Source organism: Vibrio profundi, from assembly GCF_043642225.1.
Taxonomy (GTDB): Bacteria; Pseudomonadota; Gammaproteobacteria; order Enterobacterales; family Vibrionaceae; genus Vibrio; species Vibrio profundi_A.
Map to the genome: position 1 here is coordinate 325,574 of NZ_JBHZSF010000002.1, position 17,028 is coordinate 342,601.

Here is a 17,028-nt window from a genome sequence, read left to right on the forward strand (position 1 = left end):
TGCTCCTTACTCGTCGTTATCCGTCGCGACTTCGACACTCTCAAGCTCTTGTCGGTTAACTGCAGATTGAATGAGGGAAAACACGTCAAGGATGATCGCGACAACACCGTTGCCTAATATCGTCGCGCCGCTGACTCCTTTTAACCCCTCAAACAAGCTGCCTAATGGTTTAATGACCGTTTGAAACTCTCCTAATAAAGCGTCAACCACTAAGCCTGCTCGTAACGTCCCATACTGGACGATGATTAAAGACTCTTGGCTATGCTCAGTCGCTTGCTCGGATCCAAACAATTCTCTTAGTCGAAGAAATGGCAGTACTTCTCCTCGTAAATCAATAAAGTGGCGACTTTCTATGGCTTCTTTTGACGCGACTTCGTGCAGCTCCAAACACTCCACAACATTATCTAAAGGAATCACATAACTCGAACCGGCGACCTCAAACATGAACCCATCAATGATTGATAAGGTTAACGGCAAGCGGATCGCCACTTCTGTCCCGACTCCCGCTTCACTGCTTACTTCAACTGTGCCGCGCAGCTGTTCAATGTTGCGCTTCACGACATCCATCCCAACACCGCGTCCAGACAAGTTAGTCACCGAAGCAGAGGTCGAAAAGCCCGGTTCGAAAATCAACGCAAAAATATCTCGGTCGTTGAGATGTGACGTACTGGAAATCAACCCTTGGGAGACAGCTTGTTCAATGACCCTTTCTCGGTCTAAGCCGCGTCCGTCATCTCGTATTTCGATAACAATCGAGCCGGATTCATGATAGGCATTTAACGTGATACTCCCTTGCTCATGCTTCCCGTTTGCTCGGCGCTCCTGCGGCAGCTCAATTCCATGATCAATCGCGTTTCGAATAATGTGCGTGAGTGGGTCACTGAGCTTTTCAATAAACGTTTTATCCAGCTCAGTATCCGCGCCATTAATCTGTAGCGACACTTGCTTGTCTACTGAGATAGCGATGTCTCGTACCACACGTTTGAATTTGTTGAAGGTGTCGCCCACTTGCACCATTCGTAGCTGTAGAGAGCTGTCTCGAATATTTTCAACCAGTCTTTCAAGTTGAGTGATGGTTTCTATCAAAGCTTCATTGCCGGTCTCATGAGCCAATAACGTCGTTCGAGCACCCGTAATCACCATTTCCCCAACTTGGTCAATCAACTTGTCTAGCTTGTCAGCCTCTACACGTAGCGTTTTACTGCTATGGATTTTTTGATGTTGTTTCGATACGGCGGCTTGCACAACTTCAGCGGAGACAGCTTGCTCTTGAGTCAAGACGTTACCGAGTAACGGCGGAGACAACTGACTCTCTTTTTGGGCTTCTTGCCGTTTGAGTCCCACTTCTAATTCATGCGGTGTAATCGCCCCACAACGCACTAATATTTCGCCTAACTTTTGATTGGGTTCTGGGAGTTGATTGATAAGGTCAATATAGGTGTGAATTTTGCTGTCAGGAGGAAGGATATGAATATCAGCGTCTTGCTGAATAAATTCAAACACATCTTCTATTTGTTTTTTACTGGCTTGGGTATCCAAGCGAATTTCAAAGCCAAGGTAACACTGCTCAGGGTCAAAATTGTCAACGGTATTCAACGCCTCATCGACAACGGCAATTGACACGATTGAACCAAGTTTCGATAGAAAGTGAATGAACGCTTTGGGATCTAACCCGTCTTGAAAAACGCACTGATTGGGCCTAAATGAAATGTGCCAACACTGCTCGTTGCTCTCCGCGTTAGCGCCTTCTGAATCTTCGGATAAATCTGCAACTTTGCGCTCGGGGTTCAATCTTTGGAGCTCGTCATGGACCGCGCAATACTTTTTGGTGAGCTCTTCTGGTATGGAATGTCCTATCTGCTCGATATACGCTGAGATCAAATCACACGTTTTTAACCCGACTTCTAAAAGCTCAAGATTAAAGGTTCGTTTTTCTTCTCTGACCTGATCCAAAAGAGTTTCGTATCGGTGGCTGATATCAACAATTTCATCCAAACCAAATAACCCAGCACTTCCTTTGATCGTATGGATCGCGCGAAACATTGAGTTGATATGCTCTGTATTGGGTTCAGCCTTTAAGGAATCGAGCTCTAGCAAAATCTGCTCGAGCTCAGAGGTAAGCTCTTTAGCTTCGGATACAAACGTATGTAACGCAGCTTGCATTTCATTACTCATCGGTCAATTCCACTCCCCATACAACACCCAAAAATTCAAAAGCTTGTACAAGAGCAAGGCTTGCGTTCACGATTTGAAGTTGGTTGTAAGGGTATAAGTTCATCAACCGCAGCAGTAATTGAATGCCCGCCGTATCAATGTCGGCCACTCTTGAGCCATCAATGTTAAGCAACTTATTCTCGTCAAGCAGATTTTGTATCTGCGCGTAAACTTCACCCACTTCATAAATGGTGAGTTCAGAAGGCAGTTGGTACTCTTCCTTATCAACGGAATAATTCATATTAAGGCGCCAATATCTTCGATACCGCTTGCAGCATTTGGTCTGGTCTGAAGGGTTTGGCCAACCAGGCTTTTGCTCCCGCCTTACGACTTTCTTCCATAAGGTAAGGCTGGCTTTCAGTAGTAAGCATAATAATGGGGGTAAATTTGTATTTGGGTAACTCCTTCACCGCTTTAACAAAGTCGATGCCGTTCATATTTGGCATATTCACATCACTAATGATCAGGTGAACTTTGCTTCCATCGAGTTTTGATAAACCATCAACACCATCTTTCGCTTCTAGCACTTGATAGCCAGCACCGGACAATGCAATGCTGACAACTTGCCTTAGCGATTCAGAATCATCGACAATTAAGATTGTTTTGCTCATTCACCCTCCAAGGCTAAAAATAGGTCACTTCATTGCTGGTTTCATTTGAGTTGGTCCGCGATTCAATATTCGCTATAGCTTCCAAAAGCTTTTCTTCGTCGAAATAAACATGAGCTTTTGACGGATCACTCAACGCTGCCTCAACCTGATGACTAATTAGGTTCATGGCTTCAAACACCCCTCGTTGCATCTGCTGAGTCCGGTCACCAAATTGGAGCAACATGATTATTTCCGAATGAATTTCTTTTGTTTTTTCAATCATGCGAGAGCTCTGCTCTGGAGTCATTTCCTGAGCTTGGGTACACAATTTATTTGAGTGTTCTGATAGTTTTTTGAAAAGGTACGCAAGCTGGTCAACCGAATTCGCCGAGTCTTGGCAAGCGTAATCAAGTTGAACGATCAACTTAGGGAGCAGCACATTATTAAGAGAGGCAAGCACATGATGCAGTTCATGGTTTGGGACGGATTCGAATTTTGGACGCATGTAATGAACAAGGCTGCCACCAACAGCACTGATCACGACACTCGCCACAAGCACTTGCCACACGGCACCAAATAAAGTGAACAACGTTAAGAATGAAATTATGCCCAGTACAACTAAGGGCTGTATGGGAATTATCATCAACTCTCCTAGAAGCGCCTTGCTATGATCCTTTTAATAGCCTAGTTCATATTGATAGAGTTGATGATAGATTTTGAATTTTATACAGACTTAGAAGAAAGGCTTACGACGAGAACACCCAGTAACGGCTCAACAAGAAATTGCTGACCATTCCAATCAATACCCCGCCCACAAGGGCGATGAAGTGATAAATTGGCGTGTTTGGCGTCAACTCAATGATACTTTTAAACACCATCATATTTGGCACAACCGATACGAGCGCAGAACACATCGATTTTTGCCATTGAGCAAAGACCGAGCCCAAAAATTGTCGACCTTTTTTGGCAAAAGTAATCATACGATTCCCATACCAAGTGGTGGTAGCGGCGCAAATAAATGCCAACCCTCTTGCCATGAGTAAAGGCTGTTCCAATCCATAAACCAATAGAGAAAAGATACTGTAATCGACCACAAACCCGACGGCTCCGACTAAGCCGAATCTTACGATTCGGCTTTCATAAATCGGCATACTCATCATGACGCTGTGCTTAATTGTTCCAGTTTTTCTGAAGCAACCGGTGCAGGGACATCGTCAAAGCAACTGTATAAAGCGCGTTTCGATTTAGCGGTGAACTCCAATGTACAGGTTAAAGACTGCTTAATGATTTCCGATTTCACTTCAGCAGGCTTACCTATTAGGTAGAACTTTTCTAAATCTTCTAATACGGTCGTATCTGTCAGTTTTACTGCCTTTCCATTACTGTAAAACTGCCCCGAAAATGGACGTTTCCCAACGTAAAAACTTGGCGCGTTATCTTTAATGCTTGCAAAAATAACTCGATCACTCTTTTGATCGGCTTTACCTAAGTTCAGGACAAGCATGGCAATCATCAATACAACTGGCAGCACCAGCGCCACACTTGAAAACCACTTAGTGTCTTTCTTGGTGACTAGCATTGCGACGAGTAAGCCCAATGCAGGAATACCAGGCAAAACGTAGGCGGGTAGAATATTGCCCGCTAAACTGAACAAGATAAGCGGGGAAACCAGCCACAATACTAAAAACGAGAACAGCCCCGGGTTATCTTGGTTCGCTTGCTTAATTTTTTCTTTTCGAAAGAATGCCAAGGCTGGAATCACTAATGACCAAGGTGCCGCTGCTTGTAGCCAAAACAACCAAATCATTCCGCGTGGTTCATCGTGGGCCGAACCATATAAATCACCTTCCCAGCCACTCACGACAAAGCGTTTAAAGTGTTCACCGACGATGAAATAATCAATAAAACCCGGCGTAGCCATTTCCGCCATTATGTACCAAGGTAAAGCGATAACTAACATCAAACCAGTACCTGAAATAATCGGGAATCGTTTCCATAATTCCGAAAATGCGCCGATAAATCCATGCTGAAGAACTAGCCAAGGAAAAACAGCAATCCCCATAATCACAATCGCAACCGGGCCTTTCGCAAGTAACCCACACGCAAGGCCGATGAACCCCAGATAGCCCCACATTTTGTCTGCCGTGGTTTCACCTTTCCCTAACCAGCAGAAGTAAAAGCCCAACATGGCGATAGTCATCGACAGCGTGAGCGCCATGTCTGTCATCACTGCACCAGCCGCTATTGAAAAAATGCCGCAGGTTGCCAAAACTATCGCCGTCACTAAGGCGCTGTGTCCACTTTTTCTAGCCACAATTGCCATCGACAGAATCGTCGCTACACCGGCCAACCAATGAGGAGCACGTACAGCAAATTCACTGAGGCCAAACAGCTCAATACCTGCGGCACTCATCCAAGTAAACAGTGGTGGCTTACCCCAAAATGGCACACCATAATCAAACTGTGGCGTAAGCCAATTGCCAGTTTCTACCATTAAGCGGGCCATTTCGCCGTAGCGGGCTTCAGTGGTATCCATTAATGGATAAGTTGCCAATGAAATTAAACGAAGTAATAACGCAAACCCCAATAAGCCCCATAAATGCGTTCGATTCATACTGAAGTTCACGCACTTTCCTCCAAATCTACTGTGTTTTTCATGGCTGGTTTTTCAAATACCGTTTGAATCAAGTACAAAGGTCTGCGCTTTGTTTCGATAAAGATTCGCCCAATGTACTCCCCCAATAAACCAATACTCAGCAATTGAATACCGCCTAAAGCGAGCTGCACCACCATCATCGAAGGGTAACCAGACACCACTTCCCCCCAAAACACAGTCTTCGCGACGATCACTATGCCGTATAAAAAAGCACTCAGTGCGATCACTGAACCTAAAGCGGTGGCGATGCGTAATGGTCGAATTGAAAACGAAGTAATACCGTCCATCGCCAACCCAAGCAGCTTTAAATAGTTCCACTTGGTTTCACCACAGAAACGAGCATCGCGCTTGAATCGAACTGTCGCTTGCTTAAACCCGGGCCACGAAAAGATACCTTTCATATAGCGGTTTCTTTCAGGTAACTGGTTAATGTGATCCACCACTTCACGGCTGAGTAAACGGAAGTCTCCAACGTTTTCTGGTACTTCGATCTGAGTCATCACATTAATCACGCGGTAGAAGCTCATAGCAGAAAAGCGCTTTAACCAAGTCTCTCCTTCGCGCTTACTGCGCTGCATATTGACGACATCGAAACCTTCACGCCATTTAGCCAACATTTTGGGAATAAGTTCAGGCGGGTCCTGTAAATCCGCATCCAGTAGGATAACGGCTTGTCCTCGGCAATGTTCCAGCCCGGCACTCATCGCGGCTTCTTTACCAAAGTTACGGCTTAAGCCGATCACTGAAATGGAGCTATCTATCGAACGAAAAGACTCCACCAACTCCAAGCTTCCATCTTTACTTCCATCATCGATGTACACGATCTCGCAATTTTCATCTAACGCATCTAATACTTTGGTTAAGCGAGAATGAAACTCTGGGAGTACTTCTTCCTCATTAAAAAACGGCACAATGATAGAAAGACAGACCACAGGGTTAATTCGGCCCCCCTTTACGGTCGGTTTACTTAGCAATAATTCAGGCATATCAAATTCTTCATATCTGTCGAAACTATCAATAGCCTATCGCGCCCAACATGAAAGTTATGTTGTTGACATATTTTTCACACTGGATCAGGATGATATGCACTAACTAGCCTTGCCCGAGAAAACATCATGAAACGAGTTCTATTAATTGAAGATAACCGAGAAATTGCTGGGGTATTATTTGATTACTTTGAATGTATAGGAATGGAACTCGACTATGCCGATAACGGAGAACTCGGGCTGCAACTTGCACTTGATAACGAATTCGACATCATCATTCTCGACTTAATGCTGCCTAGAATGGACGGTCTGACCGTATGTAACCAATTGCGCGATCGCGGTAACACAACTCCAATCTTAATGCTTACTGCACTAGACAGCCGAGAAGACATGTTAAAAGGCTTTGATCATGGTGCGGACGATTACCTGACCAAGCCTTTTGACCTCGATATTTTGGAAGCGCGAATGCAAGCTCTCATTCGCCGTTATCGAGGAACCGTCGCTTCGACTAAGCTTCAATTTTCAGAACTTTCGATTGATCAGCAAACGCGCCAAGCCTATCGTCAAGATAAGCTCTTAGCGCTTAACCCTACCACTTATACTATTTTGGAAATGCTTTGTCAGAAAGCGCCACAAGTAGTGACTCGAGAAGAGATTTCCTACAAATTATGGCAGGAAGATGAATCCAATAATGATGTGTTGCGCAGCCATATCTACCAGCTTCGTAATCAATTAGATAAACCTTTTGCCAATCAAATGTTGATTACTGTGCCGAAAGTCGGTTTTAGACTGGAGCAACCCAATTGATCCTTAACGTTCTAAGTAGTACACGTAGCCTCACTGGCAGGCTTGCGCTGTTTTTCTCTTTGGTTTCTGTGATTGTTGCAGGATTCAGCTACACCGTATTCTATGCCGCACTTCATGGCTCTGAAGACCGCGTCGGTGAGCGACGTATTCTTATCGACCGAAACGAAGCGATCGCTCGTTTTCAATCGGGAGAGCGCGGTGTTATTCGGATTGACACTCTCACCGATGCCTACAACGATCTATCCTTAATTCCACCTCAGTACGCTCACTATTTAAAAGACAAGAAGGCGTACATTGGCGAGATAGGCGAAGAACCAGAATCACGCATGCTGTATTTGGGCGAATACATCCACAACGGTGAGGTTCATCCGATTGCGTTGCTCAGTAAAATCGACCAGATCGAATTTCAAATAGATGAGATCATCTACGTCAGCGCTATTGTATTCACACTATTCGCGGTGCTGATGTTCAGTTTCGCCGCTCTGTTGTATCGCCTTTCTCAGCGTTTAATCGAGCCTTTTAACTCTCTAGCAGAACAACTGAATTCGAAAGACTTAAAGCTTAATGAAGATTTTTCAGTGAGTGATGATGCTGCGATCGAATTTAGACAGCTGACCAACCAATTGAATGAGTACCGTCGAGAAATCAATTCCTTACTGAAAAGAGAACAAGCTTTTGCTCGCTACGCAAGCCATGAACTTCGTACCCCTCTGACCATAGTCAATGGAGCCAGTAAATTGCTGGTGAGAAGTGATATGAATGAATTTCAATCACGACAGGTAACGAGGATAGATGAAGCCAGTAAGCAAATGTCGACGATGGTCGACGCCCTGTTAGGGTTAGTGCGTTACGAGCGAAACCATGATGATGCACCGATTCGAATTTTTTCCGCAGATGAGCTAGCTTCGATCATCGACAAAAGCTCTGCACAGGCCAACGACAAAAACATAGGTCTTGAAGTCAATGTCACTTCAGAACCCACCATACAGGCGACTCCGGCAATCATGAATATGCTGATTGGCAATCTACTTAAGAACGCCATTGCGGCCACGAATGCAGGTGAAGTATCAATCGAACTCAATCACCAACATATTAGTATCATTGATCAAGGCTCTGGATTACAGACCTCACACAACCCGGATGGACACGGACTTGGTTTGCTGATTGTAGACAACTTGTGCCAGCGGTATCACTGGCACTTTTCTTTAGACAACCACTCAAGCGGAGGTTGCCAAGCAAAGATAACTTTTCAATGCTCTGAAGAGACGAACGAAGTCACCGACTCGAGGACTTAACTTAACGCTTATTAGTTTAGCGTTAAGTTTCTATGGTTTCGACACGCTGATATTTATCTCGCAGAGTCAAAATGTCGAGAGGTTTATCAAAGTAATAGCCTTGTAACCTATCGCACTTTAATTCTTTGAGACGTTCTCTTTGTGTGTGCGTTTCAACGCCTTCTGCGACTACCAACATATCAAAAGATTTACCTATCCCTACCATAGTCTTAACCAGTGCGTCATTTTGCCCATCTTCAAGCAGGCTATTGACGAATGTACGGTCAATTTTTAGTTCGCTGATTGGTAAAGCATGTAAATACTGGATCGAAGAATAACCCGTACCAAAGTCATCCAAAGACAAACTAAAACCATACTGTCGTAAACGGATGAGAACGGGTTTTACTTTGTCTAGATCTTCTATCAACACATTTTCTGTCAGCTCTAAAGTAACCCTTTTTACATCAATACCCGTTTCCTTAGCGAGCAAATAAATATGCTCACTAAAGCCGGGTTGCATCAACTGCACTGGCGAAATATTAATAGAAACACCCAACGCGTCATCACCATTTGGCGATACTGCCAGAATATCTTTACACGCTTGAACAAAAACGAATTCACCAATGTCGATAATTAGCCCTGCTTTTTCCGCCACATCTATAAACAGTTGCGGAGAAACATGGCCTAGCCTTGGGTTATTCCAGCGACATAATGCTTCTACTGCCATGATTTTCTGACTGCAGGACGTTAGTTGAGGCTGATACAGCACTGAGAGTTCTTGATTTTTTAATGCCGTCGCTAACTCATCTTGCATTAGGAAACTCATTTGCACCTGGGCATTAACATCCGTGTCGTAAAACATCACCTGCCCTTTTTGTTTACCTTTGGAGCGATAAAGGACAATATCGGATTTAGATATCAACTCTTCACACGAGCTTCCATCATCTGGGTACATTGCGACCCCGATGCTACATGTTGAAGTCAGTAACGTGCCGTCTAGATGAAATTGCTCATCAAATACATCACGAATATCATTCGCGTAGATTTTGGCTTCTTGAGTGTTGTTTAGATTAGGGAAACAGAAAATAAATTCATCGCCACCAAAACGAGCAACAGAACCTTTACCTGAAACTAAACTTTCAAATTTTTTGCTGACCGCTTGTAGGTAGAGATCACCAACATTATGTCCATGCTGATCATTGACCTTTTTGAAGTCATCCATATCAACAAACATCACTGCAAGCTTTTGACTCGCGAGCTTGGATTTTTTAATGCCCGATTGAATTCTTTCTTCCAATAATAATCGGTTTGGCAAATGGGTTAACGCATCATGAGTGGCTAAGTCGTGCATTTTCTCTCGGCTGTTCTCTAAGGCTTCAAAATCCTTATTGATTCGTTTTTGGTATTCAGAAAAACGCAGTCCAATGTAGTAGCTAATACGAAGTGAAATGACCAACAAAATGGTGGCAAGGCCAAAACATAAAAAAATGATTTTGACCAATTCTACTCGGTTTTGCTCGTGTAGGATCGCCTCTTGACCATCAAGGTAAGTTTCTATTTGAGACATATAAACACCCGCCCCAAAATACCATCCCCAATCTTTAAATTCGGCAACAAAGCTCAGCTTATTTCTATCTAGGACACCTTGAGGAACATACTCGCTGTCATACTGAACAAAAGCTCCCTGAATACCGTTAACGGCGGGCTTGTTCTGTATGCTTTTTTTAAAAATATCCAAGTATTTAGACTTGTCTTTACCAACATGTTCAACATCCCCATGAACTAGGTTTTTTCCATTAGGCCCGATGACAAAAACGTAGCCGTCCATACCAAATGTATGTTCAGACAAACGCTCTAGCATTCTGCCTTGAATATCTTGTTCAACATCCGCAACATATTCTCCAGTGCCAATGAACCAATCATAGGGCTCAAAGTATTTGGCAAAGCCAACTTTCTCAAACTCTTCAGCTTTCGTCCCAGGCTTTTGATACCACCAGCGATAAAACGCCTCGCCCGATTTCTTTATCAGCTCTACATGTTCCCTAACAATGTATGTGCCCCGTTTATCTTTGGCATCCCATGTTGAATTACCCTCGAGCTCAGGTCTAAGTCCGTGCATAATGTTCACGCCGTCCATCTGCGAGATAAAATAATAGCCTCGGCCTTCATTAAAACGCACGTCTCGTAATGCATCACCAATTAGCTTAGTTACGTAAGGCTTGGGTTTATCTAAGTTATGTTGATAAATACTGAAGGCGATTGTGTAGGCTTCTTCCACACGCTGTTTGATGTTCTCTTTCAAAACTTTGTTGGTACGCATGCGCTCAAATTCAAGCTGTCCATGAATGCTCTTAACTTGCTCCCGCAGCATTTCCTTTTGACGATCGTATACGTCGCTACGTAACGACGTTATCAAGCTATCTACTTTTTGCGCATTACCATGTAGCATGACCCCTGCAAGCACAAAAATGAATACGAAAACGATCCCTAAAGGGAAGGTTCGTAAAAACCTCAGTAATTTTTGGTCGTTGTTAATCGGCATATAAGTATGTTCACTACTGATCATTGAAATGGTGAATTGCTCACAGATGCACTGAGTGCTTTTTCTTATTCTATTTGTGATGATAGATGAATAACTCAAATGAATAGTGAACGTCTACTTATAATTTGAACTTAGACAAGCTTGCACACCATGTAATGGATTACATGCGTTATAAATAAACTTTATGTCTATAAATTAAGTCACTGAAAACAACGTATGAAATTAAGCCAAAGCCCTATTACGCAGCACATATTCAATAACCGTACTTTCTTTCTCAAAAGAGATGATCAACTGCACTCTCATTTTTGTGGTAATAAAGCGCGTAAGTTTATGCGTTTACTCGAAGAGCCCAATACTGAGATTACTACTCTAATCAGTTACGGCTCCGCACAAGCGAATTCGCTCTATTCCTTGGCTGCGTTGGCAAAAATTAAAGGCTGGAAGTTAGAGTTTTATGTAGACCATTTGCCAGAATGGCTAAAAGATAAACCTATTGGTAACTATCGAGGCGCATTGGATCTAGGAGCAGTGGTAATATCCGTATCTGACCTTGCCTCATCATTGCACCCGAAAGAGTATATAGAACAAGTAAGACAACCCGATTCCCACTCTCTTGTATTGCCTGAAGGCGGGCGTTCACCGCTTGCCGAATATGGCGTTAAACAGCTGGCTCATGAGATTCTTAGCTGGAGTCGATTCGAAAATACGCACGAATTTGTCGTTGCGTTACCATCAGGGACCGGAAGTACTGCCTTATACCTCAACAAGCACCTCAAGCCACACAATATTGAAGTGCTGACGTGTGCATGCGTAGGTGGGGAAGATTACCTGAGATCTCAATTTGAAGAGTTAGGTGAACCTGATCACCCAACCATTTTATCGCTTAGCAAAAAGCATCACTTCGGAAAATTATACAAACAAGACTATCAAACCTGGCTAGACCTTCACTTTGAAACCGACGTTGAGTTTGATTTGTTATACGACCCGATGATGTGGCAGTGCCTCGACAGCTGGACTCAAGAAAACCCCGACAAGACGGTGATATACATTCACCAAGGGGGCATTCTAGGCAATGAGTCTATGCTGCCAAGATACCAGCGCAAATACCCAGACCTTAAAATGTAACTTTAAGCAGTTCGGGAAGAGAATGAATAACATGAGTTGGGGCTTCTATTGCTTCAGACTCGCTTATCGGATGAGGACGAAGCCAAACGGTTGTCAAACCTGCTTGCTTTGCTGGTAGGATATCTTTCAAATAGACATCTCCCACCATAACTGCCTGTTTAGGTTCTGCCGCTAGGGCTTTCAATATCGCTTGGTAAAATTCAGGGCAGTTCTTTGATATGCCTAAGTTGGCTTTACAAAAATACCCTTGGATATATTGGTCGAGCCCAACTCGTTCGAACGCGGCTTTGACTTCCGCTTCCGTTGAGTCTGCCGCACTGGTCGCGACGTAAATGTCGCAATGAGAAGACAAAGATTCTAGAACAGACATCGCACCTTCGACGGTTTCCACTCGTTCCCAGTCACACATCTTTCCAGTGCTTTCTGGGAAATCAACCATCAAGGTATTTCCCCAATCAAACAAAACTATTTGCTTCACGTCAATCTCCCTCGGCTTTGCATTACTCTTTCATTCTTGTCTTACTATGACTTCTAACCCTAGCCAAAACCACAGTTTCGCAACAAACTTGAGTAACACATACGAATTAACGATATATTTCTATCTAAATGAATAAGGAGAATGGTAGTGACGGATTTTTATCAATTTTCAATCAACAGCTTACAGAACCAGCCTATTGAGTTTGATACGTTTCGAGGGAAAGTGGTGCTATTGGTCAATACAGCAAGTCAATGTGGGCTGACTCCACAGTATGAAGGGCTTCAGAAACTTCATGAAACATATGCTTCTCAGGGACTCGTTATCATAGGTTTCCCGTGTAACCAATTTCGAAACCAAGAGCCGGGCGGCGCGGCTGAAATCAGCAATAACTGCCTAATTAACTATGGTGTAGATTTCACCATCACGGAAAAGATTGAAGTCAATGGTGGCGACCACCACCCTATTTTCGAGTACTTAAAGCAAGTGCTACCAGGCACTTTAGGCAATAACATCAAATGGAACTTCACGAAGTTTTTGATTGGACGAAATGGTGAACCTATCAAGCGTTTTGCCCCAATCACAAAGCCAGAGGCGATTGAGTCATATATCCAAAAAGCACTCCAAGCTTCTTAGGTTCACATAGCGACGTTCAGTAAAAGATGAATAACTCTTTGGTGTCGAACAATTTGAAAAAAGAAAAGTCTTCCATAGTATTCTCCTAGCCTCTTTATCGTGGCTGAGGCAAATATGCACCTCAGCCCTTATTGTTATTTTAAGCCTAGTGCAACTTCTAAACCTTCGCCATAAGCTGTATCCGCTTTATAAGCGTGTTCGATATGACGCTGCTGAATAAAATCTGGCACCCCGTCCAGAGAACGCGCCGTATTTTCTAGCAAACGGCTACGCTCTTCTTGGCTCATCAAACGGAACAAATCGCCTGCTTGTGAGAAGTAATCCTCATCAACACGATGATCATAATGATCTGCGTTGCCAGAGATTTGCAGCGGTGGTTCTGAGTAGTCTGGCTGCTCTGCCCACTCTTGCTGATAGTTTGGCTCATAGCCTATCGTTGATCCGAAATTACCATCGGTTCTCATTGCGCCATCACGGTGATAACTATGAACCGGGCAGCGTGGTGAATTCACTGGGATCTGATGGTGGTTCACACCCAAGCGATAGCGCTGAGCGTCACCATAAGCAAATAACCGGCCTTGTAGCATTTTATCTGGAGAGAAGCCGATACCCGGAACGATAGCTGCCGGGTTAAACGCAGATTGCTCTACTTCCGCATAGAAGTTCTCAGGATTTCTATTAAGCTCGAACTCCCCGACTTCAATCAGCGGATACTCTTTTTGAGACCACACGCGCGTTAAGTCAAACGGATTAAAATTCACCTGTTCGGCTTCTAACTCCGGCATGATTTGGACATACATGGTCCATTTCGGGAAATTCTGATTCTCGATGCTTTCGTAGAGATCCCTATGGTGACTTTCTCGGTCTTTTCCAACCAGCTCTTGCGCTTCTTGATCAGTAAGGTTTTTGATACCTTGATGAGTTTTAAAATGAAACTTCACCCAAAAGCGTTCATTGTCTGCATTGATGAAACTAAACGTATGGCTACCAAAACCATGCATGTGGCGATAAGTTGCAGGAATACCGCGATCGCTCATTACGATGGTGACTTGATGGAACGCCTCTGGTAATGAAGTCCAAAAATCCCAATTGTTAGTCGCACTGCGCATATTCGTTCTCGGGTCGCGCTTAACGGCATGATTTAGGTCTGGGAATTTCAGAGGATCACGTAAGAAAAATACCGGCGTATTGTTACCCACAAGATCCCAATTACCTTCCTCGGTATAAAATTTTAATGCGAAGCCGCGAATATCACGCTCGGCGTCCGCGGCGCCTCGCTCACCAGCAACCGTCGTAAAACGCGCAAACAAATCGGTCTTCTTACCGACTTCAGAGAACAGCTTCGCGCGAGAATATTGAGTGATGTCTTTTGTGACCGTGAATGTACCGTACGCTCCAGAGCCTTTCGCGTGCATACGGCGCTCAGGGATGACTTCTCGATCGAAGTGCGCAAGCTTCTCTAAAAACCAAACATCTTGAAGGAGTTGCGGTCCGCGTGGACCTGCCGTCATGGTGTTTTGATTGTGGGCGACAGGACACCCAGCAGCAGTCGTTAATTTTTTACTCATCTTTTTATCCCTTCTAATAAGCCATTCGCTCTATTAAGCGGCATGCCCAACAGAACACGTTTGACTGAATTGATATAAAGATTAGAGTAGCTTTCTCACTCTATAAAATCGTAATTTCTTATTACTGCAATCGGGAAAAATGATGTGTGAAAAATCTATTAAAACAATACCTTAACCATATGTAACGCTAATTAAAACGCGCTTTCATTCATACTTTCATTATGAACTTTCACGTCAATGACCATGAAATTTCATTAAATTATGTAGCTGACGCTTTATCCCTTTCAGCCCCCCTTAGTATTCTCATCGCCCTAAAAGAACAAAAGTGGCGGACACGCAGTCAAAATTTGATTTACGTCACACACCTATTTTTTAAACCATAAGTCTGTATAATTCGCCCGCTACAAAAACATACATTCATCTCCGTTATTTGATGCTGTACGCCTACATTTAACCTGTACATTACCTAGGAACATTCTTTGATATCTACCGCAAACATCACCATGCAATTTGGCGCTGAACCTTTGTTTGAGAACATTTCAGCTAAGTTTGGTAACGGCAATCGTTACGGCTTAATTGGAGCCAATGGATGTGGTAAATCGACATTCATGAAAATCCTAAGTGGTGCACTGACGCCTAGCTCCGGAAACGTATCCATCACTCCTGGATTAAAGCTAGGGGTTCTCAGCCAAGATCAATTCGCTTTCGAACAACATAATGTTATTGATGTAGTGATCATGGGTGATACCAAACTGTGGGAAATCAAACAAGAGCGTGACCGCATTTACTCTCTTCCAGAAATGAGCGAAGAAGACGGAATGAAAGTAGCGGAACTTGAAAGTGAGTTCGCTGAAATGGATGGCTACACTGCGGAATCACGCGCAGGCGACATCCTATTGCAAGCGGGTATTGAAGAAGAGTTCCACTTTGGCTTGATGCAGCAAGTTGCACCGGGTTGGAAACTGCGTGTTCTATTGGCACAAGCGCTATTCGCTAACCCTGATATTCTTTTACTCGATGAACCGACCAACAACTTGGACATTCATACGATTAACTGGTTAGCCGAAGAATTGAATCAACGTAAATGTACAATGATCATCATTTCGCACGACCGTCACTTCCTTAACTCTGTTTGTACCCACATGGCAGACATTGATTACGGTGAGCTACGCATTTATCCAGGTAACTATGAGTACTTCCTTGAAGCCTCTGGCCTAAGACGTGAGCAATTACTCGCAAGCAATGCGAAGAAGACCGCTGAAATTAACGAACTGCAAGACTTCGTTAACCGCTTTGGTGCCAACGCTTCTAAAGCGAAGCAAGCTAGCTCACGAGCTAAGAAAATGGAAAAAATCAAACTGGATGAAGTGAAGTCGTCTAGTCGAATGAGCCCTTCGATTGATTTTGGTGAAGGTAAAAAGCTTCACCGCCAAGCTCTAGAATTGCAAGATCTTGGACATGCATTCGGTGACGAGCTGCTATTTGAAGGCGGTAACTTGCTGCTGGAAGCGGGGTCTCGCCTAGCCGTGATCGGTGAAAATGGTGTCGGTAAAACTACTTTGCTTCGCTGTTTAGTTAAAGAATTAGAGCAAAACCACGGCGTTGTAAAATGGTCTGAGAATGCATCTATCGGATACTGTCCTCAAGACAGCAGCGCTGACTTTGACAATGATTTAAGCATTTTCGATTGGATCTCACAGTGGCGAACAGCAAAACACGATGACCTTATGGTTCGTGGTATTTTAGGTCGCCTTCTGTTTACCGCTGACGATGCTAACAAAAAAGCGCGCAATTGTTCTGGTGGTGAGAAGAACCGACTGCTTTTTGGCAAATTGATGATGCAAGACATCAATGTACTTGTTATGGATGAGCCAACTAACCACATGGATATGGAAGCGATTGAAGCGCTAAATAGCGCGCTGAAAGACTATCAAGGCACCTTGATTTTCGTTAGCCATGACCGCGAGTTTGTTTCATCTCTCGCCACGTCTATTATTGATGTAAAAGACAAAAAACTCGTCAATTTCCAAGGCACATACAACGAATACTTAGCCCACCAGAAGAAGACGCTGGCCGGCTTTTAAGCATTAGATAACACGATAAAATCAGAATATAGATGTGGTTCATCATCTCTATGAGCCACCATTGATTGAGG

Annotated in this window: 15 protein-coding genes; 5 read left to right on the plus strand and 10 right to left on the minus strand. The window is 43.8% G+C overall.

Going from position 1 to position 17,028, the window contains the following annotated elements:
* Positions 1–6: 6 nt before the first annotated feature.
* The 7 genes from ACHUFI_RS04955 to ACHUFI_RS04985 all read right to left on the minus strand — a co-directional run bounded on the left by ACHUFI_RS04955 (position 7) and on the right by ACHUFI_RS04985 (position 6,446).
* Positions 7–2,175 (minus strand): chemotaxis protein CheA, encoded by a 2,169-nt coding sequence (locus ACHUFI_RS04955; RefSeq protein WP_394247248.1) that lies wholly within the window; start codon positions 2,173–2,175, stop codon positions 7–9.
* Complete coding sequence (locus tag ACHUFI_RS04960) at positions 2,168–2,455, minus strand: STAS domain-containing protein (protein WP_394247249.1); 288 nt, start codon at positions 2,453–2,455, stop codon at positions 2,168–2,170. Before ACHUFI_RS04960 ends, ACHUFI_RS04955 begins: the two co-directional genes overlap by 8 nt.
* 1 nt (position 2,456) lies before the next feature.
* Complete coding sequence (locus tag ACHUFI_RS04965) at positions 2,457–2,825, minus strand: response regulator (protein ID WP_394247250.1); 369 nt, start codon at positions 2,823–2,825, stop codon at positions 2,457–2,459.
* Positions 2,826–2,838: 13 nt separating this feature from the next.
* Positions 2,839–3,447 carry a hypothetical protein gene (locus tag ACHUFI_RS04970; RefSeq protein WP_394247251.1) on the minus strand — a complete coding sequence of 203 codons (609 nt, stop codon included), beginning with the start codon at positions 3,445–3,447 and terminating at the stop codon, positions 2,839–2,841.
* A 103-nt stretch (positions 3,448–3,550) separates the two neighbouring features.
* Complete coding sequence (locus tag ACHUFI_RS04975; protein ID WP_394247252.1) at positions 3,551–3,964, minus strand: GtrA family protein; 414 nt, start codon at positions 3,962–3,964, stop codon at positions 3,551–3,553.
* Positions 3,961–5,418 carry an ArnT family glycosyltransferase gene (locus ACHUFI_RS04980; protein WP_394247535.1) on the minus strand — a complete coding sequence of 486 codons (1,458 nt, stop codon included), beginning with the start codon at positions 5,416–5,418 and terminating at the stop codon, positions 3,961–3,963. Before ACHUFI_RS04980 ends, ACHUFI_RS04975 begins: the two co-directional genes overlap by 4 nt.
* Positions 5,419–5,426: 8 nt before the next feature.
* Entirely contained in the window at positions 5,427–6,446 is a 1,020-nt protein-coding gene (locus ACHUFI_RS04985) for a glycosyltransferase family 2 protein (protein WP_394247253.1), read from the minus strand.
* A gap of 129 nt (positions 6,447–6,575) precedes the next feature.
* On the opposite strand from ACHUFI_RS04985, the gene ACHUFI_RS04990 reads away from it, so the two are divergent.
* Both ACHUFI_RS04990 and ACHUFI_RS04995 read left to right on the plus strand, forming a co-directional pair.
* Positions 6,576–7,253, plus strand: coding sequence for a response regulator transcription factor (locus ACHUFI_RS04990; protein WP_394247254.1), 678 nt, complete (start codon positions 6,576–6,578; stop codon positions 7,251–7,253).
* Positions 7,250–8,548 (plus strand): sensor histidine kinase, encoded by a 1,299-nt coding sequence (locus ACHUFI_RS04995; RefSeq protein WP_394247255.1) that lies wholly within the window; start codon positions 7,250–7,252, stop codon positions 8,546–8,548. Before ACHUFI_RS04990 ends, ACHUFI_RS04995 begins: the two co-directional genes overlap by 4 nt.
* 22 nt (positions 8,549–8,570) lie before the next feature.
* On the opposite strand, the gene ACHUFI_RS05000 is transcribed toward ACHUFI_RS04995, so the two are convergent.
* Positions 8,571–11,069, minus strand: a complete 2,499-nt coding sequence (locus ACHUFI_RS05000) for a bifunctional diguanylate cyclase/phosphodiesterase (RefSeq protein ID WP_394247256.1) — start codon at positions 11,067–11,069, stop codon at positions 8,571–8,573.
* A 216-nt stretch (positions 11,070–11,285) separates the two neighbouring features.
* On the opposite strand from ACHUFI_RS05000, the gene ACHUFI_RS05005 reads away from it, so the two are divergent.
* Positions 11,286–12,194 carry a 1-aminocyclopropane-1-carboxylate deaminase/D-cysteine desulfhydrase gene (locus tag ACHUFI_RS05005; RefSeq protein WP_394247257.1) on the plus strand — a complete coding sequence of 303 codons (909 nt, stop codon included), beginning with the start codon at positions 11,286–11,288 and terminating at the stop codon, positions 12,192–12,194.
* Here ACHUFI_RS05005 and ACHUFI_RS05010 read toward each other — a convergent pair.
* Positions 12,184–12,633 carry an HAD family hydrolase gene (locus ACHUFI_RS05010; RefSeq protein ID WP_394247536.1) on the minus strand — a complete coding sequence of 150 codons (450 nt, stop codon included), beginning with the start codon at positions 12,631–12,633 and terminating at the stop codon, positions 12,184–12,186. The two genes, ACHUFI_RS05005 and ACHUFI_RS05010, sit on opposite strands and share 11 nt — an antisense overlap.
* 180 nt (positions 12,634–12,813) lie before the next feature.
* On the opposite strand from ACHUFI_RS05010, the gene ACHUFI_RS05015 reads away from it, so the two are divergent.
* On the plus strand, positions 12,814–13,305 hold the full coding sequence (locus ACHUFI_RS05015) for a glutathione peroxidase (protein WP_463596582.1): 492 nt from the start codon (positions 12,814–12,816) through the stop codon (positions 13,303–13,305).
* 134 nt (positions 13,306–13,439) lie between these two features.
* Here ACHUFI_RS05015 and katE2 read toward each other — a convergent pair whose 3' ends face one another.
* Positions 13,440–14,873 carry a catalase KatE2 gene (katE2, locus tag ACHUFI_RS05020; RefSeq protein ID WP_394247259.1) on the minus strand — a complete coding sequence of 478 codons (1,434 nt, stop codon included), beginning with the start codon at positions 14,871–14,873 and terminating at the stop codon, positions 13,440–13,442.
* A 479-nt stretch (positions 14,874–15,352) separates the two neighbouring features.
* On the opposite strand from katE2, the gene ACHUFI_RS05025 reads away from it, so the two are divergent.
* Positions 15,353–16,957: an ABC-F family ATPase gene (locus ACHUFI_RS05025; protein ID WP_394247260.1), complete on the plus strand. Its 1,605-nt coding sequence runs from the start codon at positions 15,353–15,355 to the stop codon at positions 16,955–16,957.
* The last annotated feature ends 71 nt before the right edge of the window (positions 16,958–17,028 follow it).